The sequence below is a fragment of the Alteromonas lipotrueae genome (genome assembly GCF_019249255.1).
Lineage (GTDB): Bacteria > Pseudomonadota > Gammaproteobacteria > Enterobacterales > Alteromonadaceae > Alteromonas > Alteromonas lipotrueae.
Window position 1 is genome coordinate 40851 of the sequence record NZ_JAESDJ010000014.1, and the last position, 16585, is coordinate 57435.

Sequence of the window (16585 nt, forward strand, 5' to 3'; positions counted from 1 at the left end):
GTGCGTAAATCGAACGCTTTAAAATTGCCACCCCTTGAACAGGGCAACAGTGTTTGAAAAATGAATAAACTAACGAGGCGACAGAACAACTCTATGAGTGATGATCCGCATTATCAGCGCGAGAAAGAAAAGTACGAAAATCCGGTAGCAAGCCGGGAGTTTTTGATGAGTTTATTGAAAGAAGAAGACAGACCTATGTCTTTTCTTGAAATATGTACGGCAGTGAATGCCGAAGAAGAAGATGCTCGCATTGGCATTCAACGCCGCCTTCGCGCCATGGAGCGAGAAGGGCAAGTTCAGTTCACCCGTCAAAAGAAGTACATTCTTCAAGATCAAGATGAGTTGTTCCGCGGTAAAGTCATTGGCCACCGTGATGGCTTCGGCTTTTTACGCCCCGAAGATAAAAGCGGCGACCTGTTCATTAGTGCAGGTCAAATGAAACTGTTTTTGCATGACGATATTGTAGAAGCACGAGTAAGCGGTACCGACCGTCGCGGTCGCAAAGAAGCCTTTATTACGCAGGTGGTAGAGCCGCGTTCAGAGCCTATTGTTGGTCGCTACTTTGTAGAGCAAGGGTTTGGCATGGTTGTGCCAGATGACAGCCGTCTACAGTATGAAATTGTTATTCCCCCTGAACACGTACACGGCGCCCGTATGGGGCAAATAGTGGTGGTTGAGCTTACGCAGCGCCCACGTCGTAAAATGAGCCCAGTGGGTAAAATTGTTGAAGTACTAGGTGAGCATATGGCGCCTGGTATGGAAATAGAGATGGCGCTTCGCACCTTTGATATTCCGCACCAATGGCCAAAAGGCGTTACCAAACAGGTTAAAAGCCTTACCGAGCAAGTGCCCGATGAAGCAAAAGAAGGGCGAATCGATTTACGTCAGCTTCCACTTGTTACCATCGATGGTGAAGACGCTCGTGATTTTGATGATGCCGTATATTGTGAACCGTTAGATGATGGCGGTTGGCAACTATGGGTAGCCATTGCCGATGTCAGTTACTACGTACGAAACGGCACAGCGTTAGACGATGAAGCCCAACAGCGAGGCAACTCGGTGTATTTCCCCGAGCAAGTTATTCCTATGCTACCGGAAGTGCTGTCTAACGGCTTGTGTTCACTGAACCCAGAAGTTGATCGCTTGTGTATGGTGTGCGAGATGACCATTACCGCTCAAGGTAAGTTAGATACTTACCAATTCTATGAAGCCGTAATGAATTCTCACGCGCGTTTAACTTACACCAAGGTATGGCAAATACTGCAAGGCGACAAAGATCTTCATCAACGATATGAAGCACAAGTGCCGCATTTGCGTCATCTTCACGATTTATATCGTTCGCTGAAAAAAGCCCGTCAGCACCGTGGTGCTATTGAGTTTGAAACCCAAGAAAGTAAGTTTGTATTTAACGCCCAGCGTAAAATTGAAAACATCGTGCCGCTTATCCGTAACGATGCCCACAAACTTATTGAAGAGTGCATGATTTTAGCTAACGTTAGTGCTGCACTAACACTGTCTGAAAATGAAGCGCCTACACTATATCGTGTACACGATAAACCCGATGCCGATAGGCTGACAGCTTTCACCAGCTACTTAGCTGAAATAGGCGTGCCGCACAAAATTACCGATGAAGCCTTACCGGCAGATTTTACCGATGTGGTATTAAAAACCCGTGGTCGTCCTGACGAAGAGCTGATTCAAACCATGTTGCTTCGCTCAATGAAGCAGGCTATTTACGATGGCGATAACCTAGGTCACTTTGGCTTAGCCCTTGAAGCCTATGCGCACTTTACGTCGCCTATTCGTCGTTACCCAGACTTAGTGGTTCACCGTGCGCTGAAAGGTATTATTGCTAAGCAAAAAGGTAAAAATACGGTTTCAGGTGCGAAGAATTACACGGTTGAAGAAATTGAACAGCTAGGCGAACAATGCTCGATGACCGAACGTCGTGCCGACGACGCTACCCGTGATGTTGCTGATTGGCTTAAATGTGAATTCATGCTTGACCACGTTGGCGATACCTTTGAAGGCGTAGTCAGTTCAGTGACAAACTTTGGTTTGTTTATTCGCTTAACCGAATATCACATCGATGGCCTTGTGCATATCACCTCGCTAGATGATGATTTTTATCACTATGACCAAGTAAAGCAAATACTGGCAGGTGAGTCTGGACATCGTCAATTTAGACTAGGCGATACCGTAGAAGTGAAGGTGGCTGCGGTTAACCTTGATGAAAGAAAGATTGATTTATTGCTGGATAAGTCTATGCTGCGCGGCCCCGGCGGCAAGAAGGTTAAAGTAGCCAGTGCGAAGAAGCCGCCTAGAAATGCCAAGCGAGGCCCTAAAAAGGGCGCGCCAAAAGGCAAAGGGGCACCATCGCGTTCGAAGAAAGGGGATAAGCGTTAATGGCACAGCAAGAATGGTTATATGGTTTACATGCAATGCAGTCGGTTTTAGAACAAGAACCAGAGCGTGTAATGGAAGTTATGGTATTAAAAGGCCGTAACGACGAGCGTTTGACTAATATTGTTAATCAAGCACGTCGATTTGGTATATCAGTACAGTTTTGTCAGCGTAAAGCACTAGACGACAAAGTTAACGGCGAACAGCACCAAGGCGTGGTCGCCAGAGCGAAACCCGCTCGTGTAATGGATGAAGCTGACTTAGATAGAATCTTAGACAAAGAAAGTAAGCCCTTATTGCTTGTGCTTGACGGTATTACCGACCCGCATAACTTAGGTGCCTGTTTGCGTACCGCCGATGGCGCGGGTGTGCATGCAGTGGTAGTACCGAAAGATAAATCGGCCAGCCTTAACGGCACTGTGCGCAAAGTCGCGTGCGGAGCAGCGGAAGTTATCCCACTTATTCAAGTGACTAACTTGGCGCGTACGTTAAAGCACCTACAAGATAAAGGTTTATGGATTGTGGGCACAGCGGGCGAAACCGACAAAACCCTTTACGATATAAAACTAGATGGCCCAACCGCACTAGTAATGGGCGCTGAAGGTAAAGGCATGCGCAGGCTTACCAAAGAGACCTGTGATGAATTAGTGAAGTTACCAATGGCAGGTAGTGTAAGTAGCTTGAATGTATCGGTAGCTACTGGTGTTTGCTTGTACGAGATAGTGCGCCAACGTGGCTAATTAGCTCATTTCGTCGCTAAACAATTATTCATTACACATGTAAGCCGTTAACCTAACCGTAAGCGGCTTTTTCATTTCTGAAACACGTTAGGGCAGAGATAAGTTTGACTTAAGTTATTTTTAAGTTTTTCTAATTTCTGAATTAACATTTACTTACAAATTGGTGCTTTACACTTAAATATCACGCCCTGCCTGCATTTGCCAAAATTCCAACGCTACTAAAGCACAATCCAATCTGCAACTTACGTATATATTTTCAACATAAGGAACGTAACGTAATACTTAACTCGTTGATTCAATGCTTAATAGTTAATTGGTGCGTATTGGGTGTATTACCTAATGCCATGATAAAAGGCATGTGGGCCGTTGGCGAATTCGAGCATGGAGTGCTTTCGTAGGAAGTAGCGTTTGCCCTGAATGTCTATTAATAACAACGAAGTTTCAAAAACGCTGTAAAGCGTTGAAACACGACAAGACAGACAACAGGAAATAAAAGTGAATATGAAACACACAAGTATATCAGCCATTGCCCTTGCAGTATCTGTAGGGTTGGTCAGTCACGCTGCAACAGCAGCAATAACAAAAAATGCGACAGCGATAAACACCACCAATGCACCAGTAAAAGTTGAAGAAAAAGCATCGCTTCAATCTTTACTCGGCAAAAGACTTGTAATAAAAGGTAAGTCTGCACAAGAAGAGCAGCGCTATATTATTAAATTCAAAGAAACATTAACTACAGATGTCATTAGCAATGCCAGTAGCAGTAAATCTGGCTCAGCTGAGCTAGTTCAAGCCACTAAATCTACTGTAAAGCGACCTTTTGAAGTGCAATCTGCCCGCAGTGAAATACAGAAGGTGGGGGGAGATGTTCGTAAAGAGCTTGGAAAACATCGCATGATGGCGGCGTCTTTAAGCCGAAATGCCCTGAATAAACTGCGTAACAATGCAAATGTAGAAAGTATTGAAGTAGATGTAAAACGCACACCTATGGCACAAACCACCCCTTACGGTTACACCATGGTACAAGCTAATCAGCTTTCGCAAGCAGATACTACCGCTCGACGTGTATGTGTTATCGACACGGGATACAACCTAGGGCATCCAGATTTACCTGGCACCAACGATGGTGTAACCGGCCAGGCGAATAATAGTGCCGTAGGGAATTGGTATAACGATGGTAACGGTCACGGTACTCATGTTGCCGGTACCATTGCCGCTTATGACAATAGTGAAGGGGTTGTTGGTGTTTATCCTGGCGTGAATCTACATATCGTTAAGATATTCAATGACAATGGCGATTGGACCTACGCCTCTGATCTTATTGACGCTATTTCACAGTGTCAAAGTGCCGGGGCTAACGTGGTAAATATGAGTTTAGGCGGTGGCAGCGCTTCAACGACAGAGCAAAACGCGATGCAAGATTTCACTGATGATGGCTTACTTCTGGTTGCCGCTGCAGGTAATGCAGGTACAAGCGCTAAGTCATATCCAGCCTCTTACGACGCAGTAATGTCGGTAGCCGCGGTTGATTCAAACGAAAATAGAGCAAGCTACAGTCAGTACAACGACCAAGTTGAAATAGCTGCACCGGGTAGTGCTGTTTATTCAACATACCCCACCGACACATATGCTTCTTTAAGTGGAACTTCAATGGCTACGCCTCACGTAGCGGGTGGTGCGGCCTTAGTGTGGAGTTATTTCCCTCAGTGCTCAAACACCCAAATACGTAATGCGTTGACATCTGCTGCCGAAGATAAGGGGGCAAATGGACGTGATAACTTATATGGTTTTGGCCTTATGCAACTTGAGGATGCTTACAGCTACCTGAATACTAACGGATGCGACGGCAGTGGCGGTTCAGATCCAGGTACCGACCCAACTGTTGAGCCGGTATCAGGTCAACTGACGGGACTATCTGCATCACAAAGTAATTGGAATCGTTATACGTGGACTATTCCTGAAGGCGTGACGACCATGACGGTACAAACGTCTGGCGGTAGTGGTGATGCAGACTTGTACATGAAGTTTGGGTCGCAGCCAGAAACCAGTGACTTTGATTGCCGCCCTTACGAGAATGGTAATAACGAAGTGTGTACGTTCCAAGCACCCGCTGCGGGTACGTGGCATATCGGAATTCGTGCTTACTCGACTTACAGTGGCGTAACGTTATCGTATTCCTATGAATAGTTAACCCACAAATAAAAAGCTCGCCCCTATTACCTTATGAACAGGTAATAGGGGCTTTTTTGTATAGAAAGACAAAAATACTTTTGTAGTGAATTGTCAGCTTTGTAAAGGCTGCGTAAAGGTGTGAACTATAACAAGCTTTGTAGTGCCATACGGCAGTATAGTTCACGCCTTTCTGGGCAGTGTAACTCCCTTCAAACAATCACGAATTTAGTAAGGACGTTCAGTATATGCAATTTCAATTTCCGGCTTGGTTACGAAACGTAGCTATCGGTCTGGTGGCAATTTCAGGGTTAGCTGCTTGTGGTGGCTCTGACAGCAGCTCCGATTACTCGTATGCTTATATACAATTCTATAATGCTTCGCCAAATGGTGCGAATGTAGAAATGCGAGAAGTCGATGGAGATAGCTTTGGCTCTGCGCAATTTGGTGATACTACTGCGATGTACTCAATGGACAACGGTGAAATTGAACTTGAGTTCATTCGCACCGACTCAGATGACCAAGAAGTGCTTATCGATACTTACACCGTTAATCTTAAGAACGGTGACAAGCACCTTATCGTTATGAGTGGCGATTTTGCATCACCGATTCTCAGCGATTACAGCTATACCCGTGAAACGCTAGAAGATCACTTCAGGTTATTCGCATTGTCTGTAACCATTGATGAAGGTTCTTACGACTTTTATTTAGCTGAGTCTGGCGACCCGTTTGAAGCGGCAAACTTCTTAGGTACGGTAACTGCATCTGAAATGATTGAGTTTGACTACTGGGATCCAGATGACGACAGCGACTACTTTGATGAAGATGAGTACACCATTTATTTAACCGAGCCAGGAAGCACTGAGGTGCTATTTGAATCACAGACACTAGACTTTGCGTACGAAACTGAATATCTACTCACAATGCGTGATGTAAGTGGCGCAATCCAGTCAGGTTTGGTTGTAGATACTATCTTGAATTCATCATCAGTGACAGCGTTAACCGACGTTGAAGCAGATTCACAGTACCGTATTTATAACTCGACAAATATTACCACTGCACTTGATGTGACCTTTGGTGGTAACACTGATGAAGAGGATGTTGCTTTTTCTCTGGATGCGGGGGAATTATCTGAATTCACTGAGATTGGGTATGGCGATTACCGCGTAACAGTAACGGATACATCTGGTGAGGCCACAACGCTAAGTAATAAGCTTATCACCTTGAACCAAGGTGAAAGTAAAGCAATTCTAATCTACGAAAAAGCGGGTGCACTTGGCGCGGTAACATTCGTAGAAAGTGGGCTGCCTCAAGCGTACGATAAAACAGTAAACTTCATTAACTTGGTTGAAGACTTTGATGATGTGGACTTCTATCTAGTGCGTAACGATGAAACTATCGATACCGCAGAATACGACCTGCAAAATCTAGAGTTTGGCGAAACGGACAGTGAAGTATTACCGTCTGATTACTACGAAATCATTGCCGTTTACGAAGATGATAATGAAGAACAAATTCTGCTAGATCGTACAGCCTTGTTCGGATTTAACGAAGAAGAGAACTATATTGTTACGGTAGAACCAGCAGATACCGCAACTGGCTATGAAATTAACATTTTGTATTAATCACTTATGTGCAAACAATACTAATTGTTAATGCTGGTCTGCTTTAAATACCGAGAGTTTCAGTTACCTTTAGAAAAGACTATTACTTTCCCGTAATGGTCTTTTTTGTCTCTAGGGCTTTTTAAGGGAGGGCTGAAAACCTCATGAGTGTAATTAAAGATCTTCACAAAATTACCACTGATGGTGCTTTGTCTTTCAGTGAAAAAGTGGCTCGATTACTCGAAATTGGCACTGAAGTTTTAGGCCTCGAAACCGGCATTGTTAGCTACGTGCATAACGGGACCTATACGGTGGTGCAGGCTATTTCTCCATTAAATGAAATTGTAAGCGGCGCTGAATTTCCGTTATCTAATACCTATTGTGCTGATACTGTAAATGCAAATGGTATCGTGGCCTACAACGACGTTGACGTTATGCCAGGCAATAGACATCCGTGCTATTCCCTCTACACATTAAAAAGCTACTTAGCCACCCCTATACATGTGAATGCTGCCTTATATGGCACACTGAACTTTTCTTCCACTACGTCGAAGACCGATGGGTTCACCGCTGTAGATTATGATTATTTGCTGTTACTTGCCGACTGGATAGGGGCAGAGGTGACACGTGAAGAAGCGTTAAGCGAAATCATTTCTCAGAAAGACGCATTAGAAGAACAAAACGCACTGCTTAATCAAATTACTGAATTGGCGGGGGTAGGTACGTGGGAGCTCGATTTAGAGACAGGTGCACTTACGTGGTCAGCGTCTTTGAAGCGCATGTTTCAAATCAACGACAAACAAGAAGTCACACCAGCACATGCACTTAAGTTTGTGGCAAATACAAAAGTGCGAAATGTCTACGAATCTAAAATGGAGGAAATTGCCAGAACCGGGAGCGACTGGGCTTACGAGTTCGAAATTATTACCGATGGCGGAGAAAAGCGGTGGTTAGAAAGTCGAGCACACCCCATCATGAAAAATGGAACCTGCCTTAAAATCATTGGCGCGACCCGAGATATAACTGAGCGTTTTAACACCACCCAATCTTTGAAACAAAAAACCGCTATTGCAGAACAAGCACTAAAAGCACGTAGTGAGTTTCTTGCGAACATGAGTCATGAAATACGAACCCCTATTCATGGTGTACAAGGCATGCTCGAAACCCTTTGCAGCACGTCTCTTAATGAAAAACAGAAAGAATATACACATGTCGCAATGCGTAGCTCGGAATCGTTGCTCAACATCGTGAATGATATTTTAGATTTTTCAAAAATTGATTCAGGCCATATGACCTATGATGTTGAGCCTGTAAACTTGAAAGAATTAATTGAGCAACAAGTTCCCATGTTTAGCCGCTTAGCCGATAAAAAGGGGATTGAATTTATCACCGAAACGGCGGCTGTTTCAGATACATTATTTCTCGCTGATTCATTAAGGCTAAGTCAGATACTGATGAACCTTTTGAATAATGCGGTGAAATTCACTGAGAAAGGGTCAATTAAAATTAGTACGCGATGTACTAAGTATGGTGTGGGGCGCTTTAAGGTTAAGCTAATCGTTACCGATACGGGTATTGGTATTAGCGATGAACAGCAAAAAGTTATCTTTTCGCCATTCCTTCAGGCTGAAGAGTCGACACAGCGACGCTTTGGCGGCACAGGTTTAGGCTTGGCCATTGTGAATAATATTGTTGAGCATTATGACGGCAATGTAGAAGTATCAAGCGCGCTTGGGGAAGGGGCGCGATTTATCGTTACCATGACTCTCGATTGTGCAAATGCCGGCGTGTTGAAAGAAAAGACTATCGCAGCAAACAAGGCAAAGCCGCTTTGCAAAAAAGTGTTGTCAGAATCACGAGTGTTAGTCGTGGAAGATAACGAAATAAATCAGATAGTCATTAAAGAGCAATTAAAAGAAATTGGCGTGTCGGTAGAGCTAGCCAACAATGGTGCCTTAGGCCTAGCAAAGGTGAAAAGTGCGATAGCGCGGAAGAAGCCATACGATCTTATCTTCATGGATTGCCACATGCCGGTGATGGATGGGCTAGCTGCCACGAAAGAAATAAGGGCGCTAGGTGAAACAGTCCCTATCATTGCACTTACTGCAAACGCGATGAGTGGCGAAAAAGAAAAGTGTTTGAGAGCAGGAATGGATGACTTTATATCGAAACCTGCAGGCGTTACGCGGCTAGGTGACTGTATTAACTACCACTTGTCTCATAAACAGGAGAGGTTCAGAAATCCTGCTTGATAGCCAACATTTGGTTATCAGCCCCGACAATGCTGAGGCTTTTTTATGTGTACCTATAAAACCACAAGACAAACGATAAAATTCTGAGTATAATGCGCACAAGTTTCCGGCACATTTCGTGCGCCCCTCGCGCTTTTCATAAGCGATTTACTCAAATTCCCCATCGATTAAAAATAATCCAATTTAACGCTATCTCTAGCTCAAAATTTCTGTTATAGTTTCGCGCCCTTTTTATGGGGGTATGTATATAAATTCAACAATGTTTGTTGGGTTTAGCAGCAATAACGACTCGGCAGAGTCTCATAATAGAGCGGAGCACTAACATGATCCAAATGCAAACTAACCTGGACGTTGCAGATAACAGCGGCGCTCGCAGGGTTCAGTGTATTAAGGTTCTTGGTGGCTCGCATCGCCGTTATGCAGGTATCGGTGACATCATCAAAGTTACTGTGAAGGAAGCAATTCCTCGCGGTAAAGTTAAAAAAGGTGACGTACTGAATGCAGTGGTGGTGCGTACTAGAAAAGGCGTTCGTCGTGCAGATGGTTCATCCATTCGTTTTGACGGCAACGCAGCTGTTTTGCTTAACGCAAACAAGCAACCAATTGGTACGCGTATCTTTGGACCGGTAACCCGTGAGTTGAGAAGTGAAAACTTCATGAAAATCATCTCATTGGCCCCAGAGGTACTATAAGGAGTCACGATAATGGCTAATAAAATTCGTCGTGATGATGAAGTAGTCGTATTAGCGGGTAAAGACAAAGGCAAACAAGGCAAAGTCCTTAAAGTGCTTATTGCTGATAACCGTGTAATTATAGAAGGTGTTAATCTTATCAAGAAGCACACTAAGCCAAACCCACAATTGGGTGTAGCTGGTGGGATTGTTGAGAAAGAAGCTTCTATTCACGTTTCTAATGTTGCGATTGTTAACCCGGCAACGGGCAAAGCAGATCGCGTTGGTTTCCGTTTCGAAGATGAGAAGAAAGTTCGTTTCTTCAAATCTAACGGCGAACTTGTTTAATTATATTGGAGAGTACGATGGCGAAACTGCATGATTTCTATAAAGAAACAGTAGTAGCTGAACTTGCTAAGCAGTTCGGGTACAAAAGCGTCATGCAAGTCCCTCGGATTGAAAAAATCACTCTAAACATGGGTTTAGGTGAAGCAATTGCTGACAAGAAGGTGCTTGAGAATGCTCAAGCTGACATGGCGGCTATCGCCGGTCAGAAGCCGATTGTTACAGTTGCTAGAAGATCAGTAGCGGGCTTTAAAATCCGTGAAGGTTATCCGATTGGCTGTAAAGTAACCTTACGCGGCGAGCGTATGTGGGAATTCCTTGAGCGTTTGATTTCAATCGCTATCCCACGTGTTCGCGACTTCCGTGGTTTGAACCCTAAGTCATTCGACGGTCGTGGTAACTACAGCATGGGCGTGCGTGAGCAAATCATTTTCCCTGAAATCGATTTCGATAAAGTGGATAAAGTTCGTGGTATGGATATTACTATCACTACCAGTGCGGACTCAAATGAAGAAGCACGTGCTCTGCTGGACGCGTTCAACTTCCCATTTAAAAAGTAGGGTGTAGGGTTATGGCAAAAGAATCAATGAAGGCCCGTGAATTAAAGCGCGCTAAGCTAGTAGCTAAGTACGCAGAAAAACGTGCCGCACTTAAAGCGACTATCAGCGATGTTAACGTATCTGAAGAAGAGCGTTGGGACGCTGTTCTTAAGCTACAACAACTGCCACGTGACTCAAGTTCTTCACGTCAGCGTAACCGCTGCCGCGTAACTGGTCGTCCACATGGTTACCTTCGCAAATTCGGTCTTAGCCGTATCAAACTGCGTGAAGCAGCGATGCGCGGCGAAGTCCCTGGCCTTAAAAAAGCCAGCTGGTAAGGAGTAGCTGATAATGAGCATGCAAGATCCTATCGCGGATATGTTTACCCGCATCCGTAACGGCCAAATGGCAGAAAAAGTTTCTGTAGTTATGCCTTCTTCTAAACTTCGCGTAGCAATTTGTGAAGTATTAAAGTCTGAAGGTTATATTACTGACTTCGCTGCATCTGGTGACGTTAAGCCTGTTTTAGAAGTTACGCTTAAGTACTTCGAAGGCAAGCAAGTAATTGACACTATTGAGCGTGTAAGCCGCCCAGGTCTGCGAATCTATAAGAAAAAAGATGAGCTTCCTAAAGTAATGGGTGGATTGGGTGTCGCGATCGTGTCGACTTCTAAAGGTGTGATGACTGACCGTGCAGCGCGTAACGCTGGCATGGGCGGTGAGATCATCGGTTATGTAGCATAACGGAGGAGTTGAAATGTCACGAGTAGCAAAAGCCCCAGTAGACTTGGTTTCAGGTGTAGATATTTCTATCGCTGGCCAAGAAATTACCGCAAAAGGTAGTAAAGGCACTTTGACCCGCGTTTTTAACGACGCTGTAGAAGTTGTACAAGAAGAAAACCAACTGAAAGCACTTCCTCGTGAAGGTTTCGCTGACAGCTGGGCGCAAGCAGGTACTGCTCGCTCTCTTCTTAACGCAATGGTTCAAGGTGTTTCACAAGGTTTTGAGAAAAAGCTTCAGTTAAATGGTGTTGGTTACCGTGCGCAAGCACAAGGTAGCAAACTAAACCTGACGCTTGGTTTCTCTCACCCAGTAGTATACGAGATGCCTGAAGGCATTACCGTTGAAACGCCTACGCAAACTGAAATCGTCGTGAAAGGCGCCGATAAGCAGGTTGTAGGACAGGTTGCGGCGAACATTCGCGCTTACCGTCCACCAGAGCCTTACAAAGGCAAAGGTGTACGTTACGCTGACGAACATGTACGTCGTAAAGAAGCTAAGAAAAAGTAGGTGGGTGATACGATGGATAAGAAAACAGCTCGCATTCGTCGCGCTACACGCGCACGAGCAAAAATTCGTGAACTGGCCGCGCATCGCTTGGTAATTAACCGTACACCTCGCCACATCTATGCTCAGTTAATCGCTCCTAGCGGTTCTGAAGTATTAGCAGCGGCTTCTACTGTAGATAAAGAACTTGCAAAAGATCTTAAGTCAACAGGTAACGCTGAAGCAGCGGCGATAGTCGGTAAAGCAATTGCAGAACGCGCTAAAGAGAAAGGCATTGAAAAAGTGGCTTTCGATCGTAGTGGTTTTAAATACCACGGTCGCGTTAAGGCATTAGCTGATGCAGCTCGCGAAGCTGGCCTTCAGTTCTAGGAGTTTATAATGGCTAAACAAGAAGTTCAGAACGGTGAACTATTAGAGAAATTGATTGCTGTTAACCGCGTATCTAAAGTGGTTAAAGGTGGTCGTATCTTTAGTTTTACTGCATTGACAGTAGTGGGTGACGGTAATGGTCGCGTAGGTTTTGGTTACGGTAAAGCACGTGAAGTGCCTGCTGCAATTCAGAAAGCTATGGAAAAGGCACGTCGCAACATGGTTGACGTTGACCTTAACGGCCACACGTTACAGCACCCAATTAAAGGTCGTCACTCTGGCTCTAAAGTCTACATGCAACCAGCATCAGAAGGTACCGGTATCATCGCCGGCGGTGCAATGCGTGCAGTACTTGAAGTAGCTGGTGTACAGAACGTACTTTCAAAATGTTACGGTTCTACGAACCCAATCAACGTTGTTCGTGCAACAATCAACGCGCTGACAGAGATGAATTCTCCAGCGAAAGTTGCTGCGAAACGTGGATTGTCTGTATCAGAAATTTTGGGGTAATCAGACATGGCAACGATTAAAGTAAAGCAAACTAAAAGTGCGATTGGCCGTCTGCCAAAGCACAGAGCTACGCTTAAAGGTTTAGGCCTTCGTAAAATCAACCATGTTCGTGAACTGGAAGATACGCCAAGTGTACGCGGCATGATTCACCGTGTTAATTACATGGTCGAAATAGTCGAGGAGTAAGTTATGCGTTTAAATACTATTGCTCCTGCTCCAGGAGCTAAACATTCTGGTAAGCGTACTGGTCGTGGTATCGGTTCAGGTCTAGGTAAAACAGGTGGCGCAGGTCACAAAGGTCAAAAAAGCCGTTCAGGTGGCCGTGTTAAGCCAGGATTTGAAGGTGGTCAGATGCCACTTCAGCGTCGTCTTCCGAAATTCGGTTTCACATCACGTAAGAGCTTCGTTACTGACGAAGTAACTCTTGCAGAAATCGCAAAGGTTGATGGTGATACAGCATCTCTAGAAACTTTAAAAGCAGCTGGTCTTGTGAAAAAAGAGATTCAGTTCGTTAAAGTTATCAAGAGCGGTGAAGTATCACGCGCTGTTACAGTAAGCGGTTTAAAGGTTACTAAAGGCGCTAAAGAAGCGATTGAAGCTGCTGGCGGTAAAGTAGAGGAATAAGCTAGATGGCTAAACCAGGATTGGATTCAGGCGCGAAAAGCGGCTTGAGTGAGCTTAAAGCAAGATTGTTGTTCGTACTCGGTGCGATTGTTGTATTCAGATTAGGTTCTTACGTTCCTATTCCGGGCATCGATCCAGCTGTACTTGCTGACTTGTTCGAGCAACAGAAAGGTACCATTGTAGAAATGTTTAACATGTTCTCCGGTGGTGCGCTTGAGCGTGCATCCGTTCTGGCTTTGGGCATCATGCCATACATTACTGCATCAATTATTATGCAGTTGCTCTCGGTGGTTCATCCACCGATGATAGAGCTTAAAAAAGAAGGCGAAGCAGGTCGTCGTAAAATTAGTCAGTACACACGTTATCTAACGTTGGTATTGGCTATCTTCCAATCAATTGGAATATCGACGGGTCTGCCTAACCTAATTAATGGACTGGTATTGAACCCTGGCTTCGGATTCTACTTTACGGCAGTAGTGAGCTTGGTCACAGGAACGATGTTCCTAATGTGGTTAGGTGAGCAAATTACTGAACGAGGTATCGGTAACGGTATTTCTATATTGATATTTGCTGGTATTGTTGCCGGTCTACCAACAGCGATAGGTCAGACGGCAGAACAAGCAAGGCAAGGCGACATTAACTTGTTGTTCTTGTTGTTGATGGCTGTGATTGTTATTGCGCTTACATACCTTGTGGTATTTGTAGAGCGCGGACAGCGCAGAATTGTGGTAAACTACGCAAAGCGTCAGCAAGGCCGTCAGGTTTTTGCCGCGCAAAGCACGCATTTACCACTGAAAGTCAACATGGCTGGTGTAATTCCACCCATCTTTGCTTCCAGCATCATTTTGTTTCCGGGTACTATCGCAGGATGGTTCGGACAGAATGAATCTACGGCGTGGTTGCAGGACGTAGCACTTATGCTATCTCCAGGTCAGCCCCTGTATGTGATGTTATACGCAACAGCGATAATCTTCTTCTGCTTCTTCTACACGGCGTTGGTTTTCAACCCGCGTGAAACAGCGGATAACTTGAAGAAGTCTGGTGCGTTTGTACCAGGTATCCGTCCTGGTGAACAAACATCACGTTATATCGATAAGGTAATGACTCGTCTGACTCTGGCAGGCGCGCTGTACATAACCTTTATTTGTTTGGTGCCTGAATTCATGCTAATTGCCTGGAATGTTCCGTTCTACTTCGGTGGTACGTCGCTTCTAATTATTGTGGTGGTTATCATGGACTTTATGGCACAGGTGCAGACACATTTGATGAGTAGTCAATATGAGTCTGTTCTGAAGAAAGCTAATCTTAAAGGCTACGGCCGTTAAGTTAGCCCCTTAATTTATAAGATAGGGGAGTGATGTAATGAAAGTTCGTGCATCAGTTAAAAAGATTTGCCGTAACTGTAAAGTTATCAAACGCAACGGTGTTGTGCGCGTAATTTGTACAGAGCCGAAGCATAAGCAAAGGCAAGGTTAATCTACGCGGTACTGAATACTCGCAAAGCCAATAAGCAGGGCCTGACTTATACTTATCAGGTTCTGCTGGTTTTGTTTAAAGTGTTCAGAACCTAAATATTTGCAATTTAGTTGACGGGTAAGTATCCTATCGGGCTTTTTAGGTCGTCAACAATAAATTAGAGGAGTGCTGTTAATGGCCCGTATCGCTGGCATTAACATTCCTGAGCACAAGCATGCTGTAATCGCTATCCAAGCGATCTATGGCGTTGGTCCTACACGTGCTAAAAGCATTTGTGTAGGTGCTGGTGTTGCAGAAGATACAAAGATCAAAGAGCTAGACGAAGCGACTATTGATAAGCTTCGTGACGAAGTGGCTAAATTTACCGTTGAAGGTGATTTACGCCGTGAAGTCTCTATGAGCATCAAACGTTTGATGGACCTGGGTTGCTTCCGTGGTATTCGCCACCGTCGTAGCTTGCCTCTACGTGGTCAGCGCACTAAAACAAATGCGCGTACCCGTAAAGGTCCTCGTAAGCCAATTAAGAAGTAAACGGGGAATAAGTTATGGCTAAAGCACCAGCTCGTAGTACGCGTAAGCGCGCTAAACGTCAGGTTGCAGACGGTATGGCTCATATCCATGCGTCTTTCAACAACACAATTGTGACTATTACAGACCGTCAAGGCAATGCATTAGCATGGGCGACATCTGGTGGTTCAGGTTTCCGTGGTTCACGTAAATCTACCCCATTTGCTGCACAGGTTGCTGCAGAGCGTGCAGGTGTTGCTGCACAAGAATACGGTCTTAAAAACCTAGAAGTGTTTGTAAAAGGTCCAGGTCCAGGCCGTGAGTCTGCGATCCGTGCTCTTAACGCTACTGGTTATAAGATCACAAATATTACCGATGTGACACCAATTCCTCACAACGGTTGTCGTCCACCGAAAAAACGTCGCGTTTAATCGACGGACAGTTGGAGAAAGATCATGGCAAGATATTTGGGTCCAAAACTCAAACTTAGCCGTCGCGAAGGAACTGATTTGTTCCTTAAGAGCGGCGTTCGCGCAATCGATTCTAAATGTAAAATCGATACAGCGCCTGGTCAGCATGGAGCCCGTCGTGGCCGTTTGTCTGACTACGGTGTTCAGCTGCGTGAAAAACAAAAAGTTCGTCGTATGTATGGCGTTCTTGAAAAGCAATTCCGTAACTACTATAAAGAAGCTGCACGTCTAAAAGGGAACACAGGTGAAAACTTGTTACAACTTTTAGAAAAGCGTCTTGATAACGTAGTTTATCGTATGGGATTTGCTAGCACACGTGCAGAAGCACGTCAGCTAGTTAGCCACAAGGCGATCATGGTAAATGGTCAAGTTGTGAACATTCCATCATTCAACGTTTCTGCCGAAGACGTGGTTTCTGTTCGTGAAAAAGCTAAGAAGCAAGCTCGTATCGTAGCTGCTTTGGAACTGGCTGACCAACGCGAGAAGCCAACTTGGATTGAAGTAGACAGCACTAAAATGGAAGGTACTTTTAAGCGCCTACCAGAAAGAACTGATTTGTCTGCGGAAATTAACGAACAGTTGATCGTTGAACTTTACTCTAAGTAAAGCTAACTAAAG

20 protein-coding genes are annotated in these 16585 nt (G+C 44.8%); all 20 read left to right on the forward strand.

The window, feature by feature from the left end; translation table 11 throughout:
- Positions 1–93: 93 nt before the first annotated feature.
- The 20 genes from rnr (at position 94) to rpsD (ending at position 16573) form a co-directional block, all read left to right on the forward strand.
- A complete protein-coding gene (gene rnr, locus KYS23_RS16580; protein WP_218419499.1) occupies positions 94–2406 on the forward strand; it encodes a ribonuclease R in 2313 nt (770 codons plus the stop codon).
- Positions 2406–3143 carry a 23S rRNA (guanosine(2251)-2'-O)-methyltransferase RlmB gene (rlmB, locus tag KYS23_RS16585; protein ID WP_013786232.1) on the forward strand — a complete coding sequence of 246 codons (738 nt, stop codon included), beginning with the start codon at positions 2406–2408 and terminating at the stop codon, positions 3141–3143. Before rnr ends, rlmB begins: the two co-directional genes overlap by 1 nt.
- Positions 3144–3644: 501 nt before the next feature.
- Positions 3645–5330 carry a S8 family serine peptidase gene (locus KYS23_RS16590; RefSeq protein ID WP_159533489.1) on the forward strand — a complete coding sequence of 562 codons (1686 nt, stop codon included), beginning with the start codon at positions 3645–3647 and terminating at the stop codon, positions 5328–5330.
- Positions 5331–5560: 230 nt separating this feature from the next.
- The gene (locus KYS23_RS16595; protein ID WP_159533487.1) at positions 5561–6937 is read left to right on the forward strand and encodes a DUF4397 domain-containing protein; all 1377 of its coding nucleotides are present in this window, start codon (positions 5561–5563) and stop codon (positions 6935–6937) included.
- Positions 6938–7080: 143 nt separating this feature from the next.
- Positions 7081–9168: a GAF domain-containing hybrid sensor histidine kinase/response regulator gene (locus KYS23_RS16600; protein WP_218397854.1), complete on the forward strand. Its 2088-nt coding sequence runs from the start codon at positions 7081–7083 to the stop codon at positions 9166–9168.
- Positions 9169–9491: 323 nt separating this feature from the next.
- Entirely contained in the window at positions 9492–9860 is a 369-nt protein-coding gene (gene rplN, locus KYS23_RS16605) for a 50S ribosomal protein L14 (RefSeq protein WP_013786228.1), read from the forward strand.
- A 12-nt stretch (positions 9861–9872) separates the two neighbouring features.
- Positions 9873–10187 carry a 50S ribosomal protein L24 gene (rplX, locus tag KYS23_RS16610; RefSeq protein WP_013786227.1) on the forward strand — a complete coding sequence of 105 codons (315 nt, stop codon included), beginning with the start codon at positions 9873–9875 and terminating at the stop codon, positions 10185–10187.
- Between the two features lie 17 nt (positions 10188–10204).
- Entirely contained in the window at positions 10205–10744 is a 540-nt protein-coding gene (gene rplE, locus KYS23_RS16615) for a 50S ribosomal protein L5 (RefSeq protein ID WP_013786226.1), read from the forward strand.
- A gap of 11 nt (positions 10745–10755) precedes the next feature.
- Entirely contained in the window at positions 10756–11061 is a 306-nt protein-coding gene (gene rpsN, locus KYS23_RS16620; RefSeq protein WP_126871760.1) for a 30S ribosomal protein S14, read from the forward strand.
- Positions 11062–11074: 13 nt separating this feature from the next.
- Positions 11075–11467, forward strand: coding sequence for a 30S ribosomal protein S8 (gene rpsH, locus KYS23_RS16625; RefSeq protein ID WP_013786224.1), 393 nt, complete (start codon positions 11075–11077; stop codon positions 11465–11467).
- Between the two features lie 13 nt (positions 11468–11480).
- Positions 11481–12014 (forward strand): 50S ribosomal protein L6, encoded by a 534-nt coding sequence (rplF, locus tag KYS23_RS16630; protein ID WP_057795824.1) that lies wholly within the window; start codon positions 11481–11483, stop codon positions 12012–12014.
- 12 nt (positions 12015–12026) lie between these two features.
- Complete coding sequence (gene rplR, locus KYS23_RS16635) at positions 12027–12380, forward strand: 50S ribosomal protein L18 (RefSeq protein ID WP_041453128.1); 354 nt, start codon at positions 12027–12029, stop codon at positions 12378–12380.
- 9 nt (positions 12381–12389) lie between these two features.
- The gene (gene rpsE / locus KYS23_RS16640) at positions 12390–12890 is read left to right on the forward strand and encodes a 30S ribosomal protein S5 (protein ID WP_013786221.1); all 501 of its coding nucleotides are present in this window, start codon (positions 12390–12392) and stop codon (positions 12888–12890) included.
- Between the two features lie 6 nt (positions 12891–12896).
- Positions 12897–13076, forward strand: a complete 180-nt coding sequence (gene rpmD, locus KYS23_RS16645) for a 50S ribosomal protein L30 (RefSeq protein ID WP_013786220.1) — start codon at positions 12897–12899, stop codon at positions 13074–13076.
- A gap of 3 nt (positions 13077–13079) precedes the next feature.
- Entirely contained in the window at positions 13080–13514 is a 435-nt protein-coding gene (gene rplO / locus KYS23_RS16650; RefSeq protein WP_013786219.1) for a 50S ribosomal protein L15, read from the forward strand.
- Between the two features lie 5 nt (positions 13515–13519).
- The gene (secY, locus tag KYS23_RS16655; RefSeq protein WP_013786218.1) at positions 13520–14839 is read left to right on the forward strand and encodes a preprotein translocase subunit SecY; all 1320 of its coding nucleotides are present in this window, start codon (positions 13520–13522) and stop codon (positions 14837–14839) included.
- 37 nt (positions 14840–14876) lie between these two features.
- Positions 14877–14990, forward strand: a complete 114-nt coding sequence (gene rpmJ / locus KYS23_RS16660) for a 50S ribosomal protein L36 (protein WP_013786217.1) — start codon at positions 14877–14879, stop codon at positions 14988–14990.
- A 174-nt stretch (positions 14991–15164) separates the two neighbouring features.
- Entirely contained in the window at positions 15165–15521 is a 357-nt protein-coding gene (rpsM, locus tag KYS23_RS16665; protein WP_013786216.1) for a 30S ribosomal protein S13, read from the forward strand.
- Between the two features lie 14 nt (positions 15522–15535).
- Positions 15536–15928 carry a 30S ribosomal protein S11 gene (gene rpsK / locus KYS23_RS16670; RefSeq protein WP_013786215.1) on the forward strand — a complete coding sequence of 131 codons (393 nt, stop codon included), beginning with the start codon at positions 15536–15538 and terminating at the stop codon, positions 15926–15928.
- A gap of 24 nt (positions 15929–15952) precedes the next feature.
- On the forward strand, positions 15953–16573 hold the full coding sequence (gene rpsD, locus KYS23_RS16675) for a 30S ribosomal protein S4 (RefSeq protein WP_013786214.1): 621 nt from the start codon (positions 15953–15955) through the stop codon (positions 16571–16573).
- Positions 16574–16585: the final 12 nt, after the last annotated feature.